Source organism: Chitinimonas sp. BJB300 (assembly GCF_002735695.1).
Taxonomy (GTDB): domain Bacteria; phylum Pseudomonadota; class Gammaproteobacteria; order Burkholderiales; family Chitinimonadaceae; genus Chitinimonas.
The window spans coordinates 27,328-41,102 of sequence record NZ_PDZH01000032.1; the positions used below are offsets into that span (position 1 = coordinate 27,328).

Sequence of the window (13,775 nt, forward strand, 5' to 3'; positions counted from 1 at the left end):
GGGTGAGGGCATAACAACGCCTCATCACCCTACTGGCGACGATCAACGTTTCCCACACGATTCGCAGAGAAAAGCGGCAATGTCTATCCCGACCCCACAAGCAGACCGTAATCCAGCCCTCTCCAACCCTGCTGCGCCCATCGCCGTAATCGGCATGGCAGCGATGATGCCGCGTGCGCAAGACCTTGCCGCATATTGGCGCAATATTCTCGATGAAACGGATTGCCTCGAGCCAGTGCCGACCAATCGCTGGCGGGCAGAAGCGTATTACAACGCCGACCCCAAGGTAGCCGATCATACCTATGCCGACCGGGGCGGCTTTATCCCCGACCTCGGCTTCGACCCACTTCGCTATGGCATACCACCGAATAGCTTGGCTTTCACCGACACGGCCCAGCTCTATGCACTGGCCGTTGGCCGCCAAGCACTGCTAGATGCGGGTTACCAGCCTGACCAAACCACGGAAGGTCGCCGCCTGCCCATGGCGCGTACCGGCATCGTGCTCGGTGTATCGGGCAATACGATGAAGCTTTCTTCCGAGATGGCCAAGCGTGCGGATATTGCAAAGTGGGTCGATGTTCTGCACCAGGCAGGCATCGAAGATGCAGTCGTTGCCGAAGTGGCCGACACCATGCGCCGCCACTACCCCGACTGGAATGAAGACACCTTCCCCGGCTTTCTTGCCAATGTGGTGGCGGGACGCATCGCCAACCGCTTTGGCCTCGGTGCGGCCAGCCATACTGTGGATGCTGCCTGCGCCAGTTCACTGGCCGCAGTCCGGCTCGCCTGCTTGGAATTGCGCAGCGGCGCAGCCGATGTCATGTTGACGGGCGGGGTAGATACCGACAATTCCAACATCGCCTACCTGAGCTTCAGCAAAACGCCTGCCTTGTCCAAGTCAGGCAAGGTACGCGCCTTTGATGCGGCTGCTGATGGCACCATGATCAGCGAAGGCATCGGCATGCTGGTGCTCAAGCGGCTCGACGACGCCGTTGCCGATGGCGACCGCATCTATGGTGTTATCCGCGGGTTTGGTGCCTCTACCGATGGCGCAGGCGGGGCGATTTTCGCACCTAACCGCGCTGGGCAGGAGCGGGCTTTGCTCACGGCCTATGCCGATGCAGGCATCGACCCGACCAGTATTGGTTTAGTGGAAGCGCACGCCACAGGGACCGTCGTCGGCGATGCCATCGAGATTGAAGCACTGGAAGCCGTGTTAGGTAGCGCCCAAACTCCCATCGCACTGGGCAGCGTGAAAGCACAGATTGGCCACACCAAGGCGGCAGCCGGCGCTGCAAGCTTGATCAAGACCTTGCTGGCGCTCTACCACAAAGTGATTCCACCAACACTTAATGTCACTCAGCCCAACGTACGGCTCCACCCAGGCGAAAAACCCTTCTACCTGCCGCGTCACGCAAAGCCCTGGCTGGGTTCGGAAAATGCACCACGGCGGGCCGGCGTAAGTGTGTTCGGCTTTGGCGGCACCAATGTTCATGTCGTGCTGGAAGAACATGACCGTCACCATCCACAGCCCATCCACCACCGTGGCATTCCAATTTTACTGGGTGCAGAAAGCCCCTCCGCACTAGCCCAGCGCTGCCTGGCGCTGGCCGAGCAGATTGCGCGTGGAGATGCCGCCACCCTGGTTTGGCCGACTCAACCATTGCAACCCGATGCACCACGGATCGGCCTACTGGCGCGCAACTATCAAGACGCCCCGGCACTGCTGCGTAGCGCTGCCGAACAACTCAACCGCCGCACAGCAGAAACAGCCTGGTCGCTACCCAATGGCATCCATTACCGTAGCCGAGCCATTGAAGTCGGTGGAAAAACTGTTGCCGTGTTCAGCGGGCAAGGCTCGCAGACAGTGGGAATGGGGGCGAGGCTGAGTATCGACCACCCGGCGGTCCGCCAATGCTTTGAGGCGTTTGATGCCGCTGGCCAAGCCCGTGGCCTTGCACCGGTTTCAAGCCTGCTGTTCCCACCAGATACCTTCGATAGTGGTCGACTTGATGCACAACGCGCAGCGCTGACCCATACCCAGAATGCCCAAACAGCCATTGGGGCCTACAACATGGCGCTATATGGTTTGATGCAACGTGCAGGATTTTGCCCCGACATGGCGCTGGGCCACAGCTTTGGCGAACTCTCTGCCTTGTGGGCTGCCGGTGTATTCAGCGACGACGCCTACCGCAGCGCAGTATTGGCCCGTGGCGAGGCACTCACCCCGCCACCAGGCTGTGATGAGGGCGGGTTGATCGCCATCAGCGCACCGGCCGAACAACTACAAACCCTGCTAAGCCAATTGCCCGATCTGACACTGGCGAATCTCAATAGCCCCAAGCAAACTGTAGCCGGGGGTAGCGCCGATGTGCTCGAACAGGCATTGAATACATTGCAACAAGCCGGCATCCAAGCCGTGCGTATTCCCGTAGCAGCAGCCTTCCACACCAGCCTTGTCAGCTATGCTGAAGCGCCCTGGCTTGCGGCACTGGCTGACATGCCACTGGCAACACCCCGCTTCCCGGTGTGGGCCAACCTCACTGCACAGACCTACCCGGCAGATGAAGCCGGCATCCGCAACCTGCTGGCCCACCAGCCCTTCAATACCGTGCAGTTCCGGCAGCAGATTGAAGCTATCTATGCCGCAGGTGGCCGGGTCTTCGTCGAGATTGGCCCACGCGCCGTCCTTAGCCGTTTGATAGGTGACATCCTGGGTGATAGGCCTCACTCGGTGTTACCTGTGGCGCAAGACCCCGCCGGTAACGACAGCCGCCAGCTCGACGAAGCCATGTTGCGGCTAGCCGTGCTTGGGCTGCCTTTGCAGCTGAACAGTACCGAGGTATTACCGCCACCGGCCGGGCCATTGGAAATCCGGGTCAGCACCGCGGTGATACGACAACGGGGTGAGGGCGATTGGCCGGCCTTGACCCACAAACATGGCGTACCTCCTACCAGTATTGTCGCCACGGTACCTGTTGCCGCGCCGTCCCTCCCCACTGCACCCGCCGTTCAGGCTGATGTGCAAACCACGTCGGTAGCGGCCACCGTGCTTACACGGCTTATCGCCGTAGTGGCGGACAAAACCGGCTTTCCAGCGTCGTTGATCGAACCCTCTATGTCGATCGAGGGCGATTTAGGTATCGACTCGATCAAGCGTGTGGAAATCCTTTCCATCATGCGCGATATATTCGGCACGCTGCCTACCAATGAAGCCATGGCCGCCACGCGCAACCTGGCCGAACTGGCGCAGTGCATCGCCCAGGTTCAACCCAGCACCATGCATCAGCCTGCGCTACCCACGCCCCCTGCACCTGTGCCCACCCCAATCTCTGCCATACCAGCCGTAAGCAACCTGCACACCACATTGGGCGAGCTGTTGCTGCGCACCGTGGCGGACAAGACAGGCTACCCGGTTGAGATGCTGACGTTGGCAATGCGACTGGAAGGCGACCTGGGTGTGGACTCTATCAAGCGCGTCGAAATTCTGGCGGCGGTACGAGATGCACTGGGTTTGACTGAAACATCCGCCAACGATGCCCTTCGCAGCGCCAGCACACTGGGGGATATGGTGACGCTACTGGCAGCGCTTGCCCCGACTGAAGCCGAACCAGCAACCGTGACAGACAAAGCATCAGTACCCGCCTCACCCCTGGCGGCGGAGGCAAGCGCCCATACCGGCAGCGACGTAGCACAACTGTTGCTCCGCACCGTGGCTGATAAAACCGGCTTTCCTGTGGAGCTGTTGGCCCTGGAAATGCGTCTTGAAGGTGACCTGGGCGTGGACTCGATCAAGCGGGTCGAAATTCTGGCAGCCGTACGGGACTATCTGGGCCTTACCGACACCACCACCAGCGATGCCCTTCGCAGCGCGGGTACGCTGGCCGAAATCGCCGCGCTATTGGGGGCCGTAGGCCAGCACCTGCAAACGGCACAGGCCTTTGAAGCGTCAACCCAGCCAGTTACGGTCGCACCGCCGCCACAATACACGCCGGTGGCGACACCGGTCACGGACCGGATGGTCGACGCCGGGGCACTGCTCTTGCGAACAGTGGCAGACAAAACTGGCTTTCCCGTCGAACTGCTGACCTTGGAAATGCGCCTGGAAGGCGATCTGGGCGTGGACTCGATCAAACGGGTCGAAATCCTCGCCAGCCTGCGCGATACGCTTGGACTCACCGGGGCTACCGCCAGCGACGAGTTACGCAGCGCAACGACCCTGGCCCAGATAGCAGCCTTGCTACAAGGCGCGGTGGAAATTACCCATATTGCCTCGGCTGCCAGGGCGAACATAGCGAATGCGCCAGTACCGGCACCCGTACCTGAAACTGCCCTGCCGCCAACGAATAACCTTCCGACCATCGACATGGCCGCGATGGCCCGTTTGCTATTGCAAACCGTTGCCGACAAAACGGGTTACCCCGTTGAGATGCTGACGCTCGATATGCGGCTGGAAGGGGACCTGGGTGTCGATTCGATCAAGCGCGTCGAAATCCTGGCAGCTGTGCGTGATGCGCTGGGCGTCCAGGCCGATACCGGAAACGATGGCTTGCGTAGCGCCGCAACCTTGGCCGAACTGGCTGCCCAACTGGTCGCTTTGGCTGGCAACTCACAATCGTCCGCCCCCACTCCATTCGCAACCACTACCTTAACCAGCACATCCCGCTGGCAACCGTTGCCGGTACAGTCCGTTGCCCTGGCAGCGCCACCCGCCCACGGGCCGCTTCGGCCACCAGGCCAAGTCGCAGCGATATTCGCCGATGGCACAGCCCTGACAGCCACACTCGCTGTACAGATGGCGCAATGGGGTTATCGGCCCGTGTTGATCCGTTTGGCGGGTTGGACACCGACGATTGATGGATTGGGAACGCAGGCTTGGCCATCGCGGCAGGCCACGCTCGACAGTCTGAGTGAATGCTTGTCCACCCTTACCCATGAATCGGGTCAACCCGCGGTTGTCGTGTTGCTGCAAACACCCGATAACGCACGCGCCAGCCGCCAACGGCTGGGCGTTGCCTTGCGTGTGGTGAAGGAATTGCTGCCTGCGCTCATGGCTGGTACTCGGTTGTTTGCCGTAGCCCGGCTTGATGGGCGGCTCGGTCTGAACGGCACAGGCGACGCGGTGGCGGGTGGATTGGCAGGTTTGATCAAGACGTTGCGTCATGAGTTGCCCACCGCTCAGGCCCGTTTCGTCGATCTGGCTGCCGAGCTACCCGCCGAACTGGCGGCAACGTATTTGCTGAATGAAATAGGCGATACAGTGGCGCAAGCGGCTGAAATCGGTTGGCACCACGGCGGCCGTTGCAGCTTGGTCTGCGGTTCTCCCCCTGCCGTTGGGCTATCCACCCTGAACATACCGCCATTGCAAGCGCATGAACTGGTGTTGGTTACCGGTGGCGCGCGCGGCGTTACGGCCCAATGTGTACAGGCGCTGGCGGCACGCCTACCGGCACACTTTATATTGATCGGCCGCACGCACCTGGCGCAGACCGATCCGGCCTGGGCCGCCGGGATAACCGACATGACGCTGTTGAAAGCACAAGCATTGCAGCAATTGCGCCTCGAGGGCGGTATGCCCACGCCACGCACTGTCGAATCGCTATGCCAGTCGGTATTGGCAGGCCGTGAGGTACGCCAGAACATGCAGGCGCTGGCGGCAACCGGCGCGAAGGTCAGCTATCTGGCGCTGGATCTGGGTGATGCAGCCACCACCCGCACGACGATCGCCACTTTGACCGCGCAACATGGCCGGGTCGCGGCATTAATACATGGCGCAGGCGCGTTAGCCGACCGACGCATTGCCGACAAGACGCCACAAGACATCGAGACCGTGTTCCGCCCCAAGCTCGATGGCTTATTGACGCTCGTTGAAGCGCTGAACGACCTGCCGCCACAACGGGTATTGCTGTTCTCTTCGACTGCCGGCTACTCGGGCAATGCCGGCCAATCGGACTACGCCATGGCGAATGAAGCGCTTAGCAAGCTGGCCTTCCAGTTGGCGCGCCGCTGGCCCGGCACACGTGCCGTTTCACTGGCCTGGGGACCATGGGAAGGCGGCATGGTGACACCCGCGCTGAAAAAGTTGTTCGCAGAACGCGGTGTTGGCCTGTTGCCGGTTGCCGATGGCACAGCCCTGTTTGCCGATGCGGCGATGGGGCAGGCTGCCGGTGGCTTCCAGTTTGTGATCGGCGATACCTTGCCGGCACAAGCCCCCACTCCCGCCTTTGCCGCGCCAGCGTCACCTGCCCTGGCTTATCCACAATAACGTCTGTACTGAGGAATGCTTCATGTTTCCGCTTGATATCATCGGCCTTGCCTGTCTGGTACCAGATGCTGAAGACACCACCACTTTCTGGCGCAATCTGCTGGAGGGCAAGCGTTCGATCCGCAATGCCGATGCGGCTGACTGGGGTGTCGAACCTACCCGCTTCCTGGCCCCCGGCCGCGGTATTGCTGACCATGTGTCCAGCCTGGAACTGGCCAAGCCGCGCGACTTTGTTTTCGATCCTCACGGCTACCATTTACCGGCTGATTTCCTGCTGGCACAGGACCGCTGCATCCAATGGCCCTTGCATGTCGCCCGCCAGGCGCTGATCGATGCCGACATGTGGCCGGGCCAGAACCTCGGACGGGTCGGTTTGGTGCTTGGCAGCTATGCCTGGGCGGCAGGTTCGGCCAGTGATGCACTTACCCGTCCCCTTTATGACGATGCTCTGGCACAGGTATTTGCCGATGTCGCACCCGGGGCCGATCCGCTCCAGCTCACGGTTGGACGTCCCACACCCAGCACCCATCCTGAATCCGCACGCGTCTCTGGCGGCATCACCACCACATTGGCGCAGGCGCTTGGCCTGGGCGGACCACGCTATGCGATCGATGCCGCCTGTGCGACCTCGCTGTACGCCATCCACCTCGCTGCTTTGCACCTGGCTGCGGGTGAAGCCGACACCATGGTCGTCGTAGCCGCCAATGCCTTTGACACGCTTTACGCCACCTTCGGCTTTGCTGCAACCCAGGCCCTACCCGATGGCAATTCCAACCGCCCTTTCGACGCCCGATCTGACGGTGTCGCACCGGCAGAGGGCGCAGTGGCGCTGATCCTACGCCGCCAGGACAACCATCTCCGCCGTGTCTACGGGGTGGTGCGCGCCATCGGCTTATCCAGCGACGGCCGTGGCCAAACCCTGACCGCCCCGAACCCCAAAGGGCAGCAGCTGGCATGCGAACGCGCCTACACCAAATCCGGCATCGACCCCGCCAGCGTGGCTTATGTCGAATGCCACGCCACGGGTACCAAGCTGGGCGACCGGGTAGAGCTGGAAACCGTGGGCCGGGTATTTGGTGAGGGTCAAGCCATCGGCTCGGTCAAGTCCAACGTCGGCCACCTGCTGACGGCAGCGGGCGTGGCTGGCCTCGTTAAGACACTGCTCGCCATGCGCGAGGGCATCATTCCGGCTACGGTGGGCATTGAGCAATCCCTCGCGGCCGAAATTACCAGTAAACCGCGCATTCTGACAGAAGCCACGCCCTGGCCCAGCGCCAACCGGCGTGCCGCGATCAATGCCTTTGGCTTTGGTGGCGTCAACGCACACTTGGTACTTGATGCAGCCGACCAGCCGGCTCCGGTTCCTGCACCACCCCGCCGGCCAGCCGGCCCAGTGCTGCTAAGCGGCCTCGGCGCGGCCATCGGCGACTGCCCCGACCTCGCCAGCGTGGCGCGCGCACTGGCTAAAGCCGAGCCTCGTCTGCGCCCAATACAACCCGACCGCCATGCCGGTCTGGATTTCGCCGCGCCCCAAGGGGCTTACCTCGACCGTGTCGCCATTGATGCGCTGCGCCTGCGCGTACCACCCAATGATATCGACCGCATGTACCCGCAACAGTTGCTGATGCTGGCGGTAGGTGACGCTGCCCTGCGTGATGCGGGCATCGTGCCCGGCAGTCGCACGGCGGTAATCATCGCCGGTGCCATGGACCATGTCGGCCATCGGTTGATGGCACGCTGGGAAACGGTCTGGCGGCTGGAGGACAGCCTGGATGCAGCTGGCTTTGCGCTGAGCGAAGAAGAGCGCAGCACGCTTTGTGGCTTGGTGCGGGAAGCCTTGCACAACCCGATCGATGCGGTGGTGATGCTCAGCTACGTGGGCAGCCTGCTGGCCAGTCGTATCGCCGCCACCTGGGACTTGACCGGCCCGGCCTTTATGCTGACAGGCGACGAAACCGGCGCAGTACGCGCGCTGGATATTGGGGCCAAGCTGCTGGCCAATGACGAAGCCGATGCCGTATTGGTCGGCGCAGTCGACTTGGCCGGGGCCATAGAAAACCTGCTGGTGCACCAGGCCAACGGCATTGACCCTACCGAGCCTGTAGGCGAAGGGGCGGTTGCCATCGTATTAGAGCCAGCTGAAACGCTGCGGCAACGTGGTGGTGCAGCCTATGCAGAATGGCGCGGCGCCGGGTTCGCCGATGATCCCATTACGGCAGCGACACAAGCGCAGGCCAATGCCCATATCCATGCTGCCGCAATCTCACTGGTGGAAACCAGTGCCGGCTTGCCTGCCGCCGCCAACTTGGGAGGCCGGCCAGCACTGGCCAGCGCGGCTGCGGTATTTGGCCACTGCCGTATGGCCGCGCCGTTGCTGGGTACACTGCATGCCGCGTTGTCGCTCAACGCACGGCAATTACCAGCTTGGGCAGGTTGGCGTGAATCATCGCTTGTATTGGGTCTGGCTGAACACGATGCCTATGTTCCGACCGAACCCCGGCCCTGGCTTCGGCCACGCACCGGCTGCCGCTTCGCCGCCATTCTCGCAAGCGACCATGACGGCAGCGCCGCCCAGGCCTTGCTGGGCGAAGCGCCGGCCGATATCGCCGCCAAGCCGTTCACACCCGCATTGCCACTGTTGCTACCCATTGCCGGTAACAGCCGCGACAACATCCTGGTGGAACTGACCAATCGTTTACAGGCATTGGAAACCGGAGCCGATGCCACCGTCTTATGCCTTGAAGCCGTTCGCGCCTATCAGCCCGAAGCGTCACTGGCGCTGGTGCTGATGGCTGAAAACGCCATTGGCTTGCACGAAGAGGTACAGGCTGCTTTGGTGCAGTTGCCCACCATCACAGGCGACTGGCAGTCACCACGTGGTAGCCGTTTCAGCCTGCAGCCACTGGGCCGTGAAGGTGGCGTAGCTTTCGTCTACCCGCCATTAAGCACCGCCTTTACCGGCATTGCCGCAACAGTTGGCCAATTGGTGCCGGGCAGTATCGACAAACTGACCCGCCATCACCGTGATATCAGCGCCGATATCGCTCAGCTCTATCCCCGGCAACTGGCGCCCATCAGCGCTGAGCAGCGCATGCAGTTGGAAGAAGCCCTGCTGGCCGACAACGATGCCTTGATCAATGCCGGGGTGATTACCAGCTGGCAATACACCCAGCTACTGACCGAACGCATCGGTCTGCAATCCACTGCCCGTTTTGGTCATAGCCTGGGTCAACCCAGCATGTTGTTCGCCAGCGGCGCCTGGCAGGCCGACGATGGTTGGATTCAACGAATGACCACGCTGGGCGAAAGTCTTGGTCGCCTGTCGGGTGAATTGGCAGCAGTGCGCGCAGCGTGGAATCTGGCTGACAGTACGCGTGTCGATTGGACAAATTTATTGGTACTGGCACCCGCCGCCCGTGTCCTGGCCGCCACACAACAGGAACCACGTGCCTATGTCAGCCTCGTCAATGCTCCAGATGAAGTCACGCTGGTGGGTGAGCGGGCAGCCTGTGCGCGCATCCTCACTGCATTGGGGGCGGATGCCGTACCCGCGCCAGATAGCCTGGTAATGCATTGCACACCCGCAGCGCAGGAGCAACAAGCCATCACCGCACAGTTCATCGCGCCCCTGGGCGACAGGCCGCCCGGCCTTCAGTTTGCCGGTGGCGCACCACGTGACTGGACCCCGGAAGCGGTAGCCGAGCGTATAGCGGCCGACCTTGTCTCGCCACTCGATTTCCCCGCGCTGGTGGAACGCGTCTACAGCCAAGGGGTACGGCTTTTCCTCGAAATCGGGCCGGGGGCCAATTGTAGCCGCTGGATAGGCAAGACCCTACAAGGTCGGCCTCATGCCACGTTTGCGCTTTGCCGCCGTGACCAGAACGATACCGTGATGTTTGGCAAACTGCTGTCGCTGCTGCTGTCCCAGCGCGTGCCGTTTGATCTGCCAGCTGCGCTGCAACTCCCTCCACCTGCACCAAAGAAGCCGGCGCTGCTCAAGGATTTGGTGTTTGGTAAACCGCCATTACGTGCGCAACTCACCGCCAACCTGCGCCAACACGGCTTCGACCAGATATTGGCGCGTCCACGCCGCCCCGTCGCACGGGTATCGGCACCCTTGCAGGCGCTGGCGACCCCCGTCGCACCGCTGGACCTTGCCATGGCACTTTTCACGTCGACACCGAGCGGCCAGCCGCAGCGCGAGATATTGTTCAACGAAGCCGATGTGATGGAATTTGCCGAAGGCCGCGTTGCCAATGTGCTCGGATCCAGATATGCGCCTATCGACGCGCTGCCACGCCGGGTACGTATTCCCGGTCCACCCTTCATGGCAGTCAGCCGTATCACGCATCTATCGGGCAGCTACGGCAAGCTCGAAGGCAGCCGCATTCGCACCGAATACGATATCCCCAACCCGGCTTTCAATGCCATTGACGGACAGGCATCGTACTTGTCGCTCGATGCTCAGGGTGTGTTGTTCCTGGCCGGTTGGCTAGGTATCGACTTCGAGAACCAGGGAAATCGCGCCTATCGCTGGCTTGATGCACAACTGACCTACCTGGGCAATATGCCGCGCGCCGGCCAGCGGGTGGAATACGACATCCATATCGTGCAGTCCTTTCGCAATGGTGATACCACATTGTTCCGCACCGACTTCATGGCGCATGTCGATGGCAAACCAGTGTTGAAGATCGACCATTGCACGGCGGGCTTTTTCACTTACGACGAATTAGCCAAAGGGGCTGGCATCACCGACCAGCACCGTACCAAGCGCCAGCCCGCCATGACAGCCTTTACCGCGCCCTTGGCTCCACCCGCCAGGATCTTGGAAAATAAAGACCTGCTCGCACTCGCCCGCGGCGAGATTGGCGAGGTGATGTCGCCCGCCCACGCCAGCGGTGGCCGCAATCCATCGTTACGCCTACCGCCACCGGTGATCCAGTTTATCGATCGCGTTGTCCGCATCGAAACAGCCGGCGGCACCTGTGGCCTGGGGTACAGCGAAGCCGAATGGCGCATTGACCCCCAGCATTGGGCAATTCGTGCCCACTTCAAGGATGACCCGGTCTTCCCCGGTCCCTGCATGCTGGAAGGCGCCATGCAGCTGCTACAGACGCACGCGTTGGCGCTAGGCCTGCAAACCACCATCACCGGGGGGCGCTTTCAACCCGTGGTGGGCCGGCCTGTACTGGTGCGCTTTCGGGCCCAGGTATCACCACAGAACCAGATTTTCGGTTACCGCGCCGATATTGTCGAAATCGGCCTTACTCCCGAGCCCTATCTGATCGCCGACGTCGATCTGATCGATAACGGCCGCGTTGCAGGCCGCGTAGAAGGCCTGGGTATCCGCCTGGTCGGCCAGCTTGTCACTACCCCCGCCATCGCCACTCAATTTGCCGGAGTCCACGCATGAACCAAGCCCTTCCGTTCACCCCAGCACCAGCAGCGGAACAACTCGGCAGTGCGGCATTTCGCCAGCGCTACAAGCTGCGCCTGGCGTATATGGCCGGCGCAATGGCCAGTGGCATTGCCGGTGAAACCCTGGTTGAGACGCTAAGCCGGGCAGGCTGTCTGGCAAGCTTTGGCGCTGCCGGCTTGTCGCTGGCGCGGGTAAGCGCCGCCATTACCCAACTACGCCAATCGTTGCCGGGGCAGCCGTTGTGCTTCAACCTGATCCATACCCCTGATGACCCGGCAATGGAACACTCACTGGTCGAACTCTATCTGGCAGCCGGCATCGAGGTCATCGAAGCCTCTGCTTTCATGGCGCTTACCTCAGCGATTGTGCTCTACCGGGCACGCGGCGCGCATTTCGATGCCACCGGGCACGCCGTGGCGCGCCAACGTATTATTGCCAAGGTCTCACGCCGTGAAGTAGCGGAGCCCTTTCTGCGGCCGGCCCCCGAAGCAATGCTGACGGCGCTGTTGAACCAAGGCGCGCTGACCGCGACCGAAGCCGCGGCAGCACGCCTGCTGCCGTTGGCGGACGACATCACGATTGAAGCCGACTCAGGTGGGCATACCGACCGTCAGTCACTCGTTTGCGCCCTACCGGCGATGATGTTACTGCGCGCACGCGTGGCGCGCGACTTCCCTCCGGCTGCGAGCGTTGGCCTGGGGGCTGCCGGTGGCATCAGCACGCCATCCGCCATCCGCGCTGCATTCGCCATGGGAGCCGACTATGTGGTGACGGGCTCAATCAACCAGGCTTGCATCGAATCAGGCAGTTCGTCAGCCGTGCGGCGTCTGTTGGCTGGCGCTGACTTGGCTGATGTGGCAATGGCACCTGCGGCGGATATGTTCGAACTGGGCGTGCAGGTGCAGGTACTCAAGCGCGGCACCCTGTTCGCCAGCCGCGCTACATCCTTGTGGGCGCTGTATCGTACTTATCCCAGCCTGGATGCCTTGCCGCAAACCGAGCGCGACCGGCTGGAGCGCGATCTTTACAAACAACCGCTTGCAGCAGTCCAGGCGCAGACCCTTGCCTTTTGGCAGGAACGGAATCCGACGATGGCCGAACGCGCCCAACGGGAACCAAAGGTGATGATGGGCCTGGTGTTCCGTTGGTATCTGGGCCAATCGTCGCGCTGGGCCATAGAAGGGGTGCCCGAGCGGGCGATGGACTATCAAATCTGGTGTGGCCCGGCGATGGGCGCATTCAATCAGTGGGCTGCCGACACGGTATTTGCCTCATTCGAAGCACGTCGTGTCGCTGAAGTGGCCGATGCCCTGATGACGGCTGCCGCATATCCAGCCGCCGCATCAAACGCCGTCGCTATGATACGCAGCGCACCGCCCGCCATCGTTGTACGTCAACCAGTCAGTAGCACCAGCACGATTGTGAAGGGCATGCATACCGACACCACCGACGCGGAGTCGATACGCGATTGGTTGATGGAACAGGTTGCGGCTCAACTGGATGTCAGCGCTGATGACATCGACCCACGGCGTACCTTCGAAAGCTATGCGCTGGACTCTGCGCGGGCCATGTTGATCCTGACCCGGTTGGAAGCGCGGCTGTCGCTCAAGCTATCACCTACCTTGATCTGGAACTACCCCACCATCGAGAAACTGGCCGAACGCCTGGTCCAGATGTCGCAAGCCCGCGCCCTAGCATTAGAGCCTGCATGATTCAAACAACACTTTGGACTCCCCCATGAACACCACCGTTCTACCAGCAACGGATCACACCTTGACGGCCAAGCCCGATAAATGGCTGATGTTCCGTAAGCCACGCCCGCAGGCAGCGGTTCGCCTGCTGTGTTTCCATCATGCAGGGGGGGCTGCGTTGGCCTATCGCAACTGGGTAGACCGCATGCCGGCATTCATCGATGTCTGCCCAGTTCAACTGCCTGGGCGCGGTAATCGATTCGGCGAAGCGCCTTTTCGTGCAGTCGGGGCACTGGTCGATACATTGCTGGAATCCATCGCGCCTTTGCTCGACCGACCGGTTGCCCTGTTTGGCCATAGCATGGGGGCAGCACTGGCTTTTGCCACGGCAACCGAACTG

The 13,775-nt window shown here is 61.7% G+C and carries 4 protein-coding genes; all 4 read left to right on the forward strand.

Annotated features, from left to right (window positions below):
- Positions 1–79: 79 nt before the first annotated feature.
- Positions 80–6,265 carry a type I polyketide synthase gene (locus tag CSQ89_RS07520; RefSeq protein WP_158228936.1) on the forward strand — a complete coding sequence of 2,062 codons (6,186 nt, stop codon included), beginning with the start codon at positions 80–82 and terminating at the stop codon, positions 6,263–6,265.
- A gap of 22 nt (positions 6,266–6,287) precedes the next feature.
- Positions 6,288–11,678: a beta-ketoacyl synthase N-terminal-like domain-containing protein gene (locus CSQ89_RS07525; protein ID WP_099405557.1), complete on the forward strand. Its 5,391-nt coding sequence runs from the start codon at positions 6,288–6,290 to the stop codon at positions 11,676–11,678.
- Positions 11,675–13,396 (forward strand): PfaD family polyunsaturated fatty acid/polyketide biosynthesis protein, encoded by a 1,722-nt coding sequence (locus CSQ89_RS07530; RefSeq protein WP_099405558.1) that lies wholly within the window; start codon positions 11,675–11,677, stop codon positions 13,394–13,396. Before CSQ89_RS07525 ends, CSQ89_RS07530 begins: the two co-directional genes overlap by 4 nt.
- 25 nt (positions 13,397–13,421) lie before the next feature.
- On the forward strand, positions 13,422–13,775 hold a 354-nt coding region (locus tag CSQ89_RS07535; RefSeq protein ID WP_199065305.1), incomplete at its 3' end, for a thioesterase II family protein.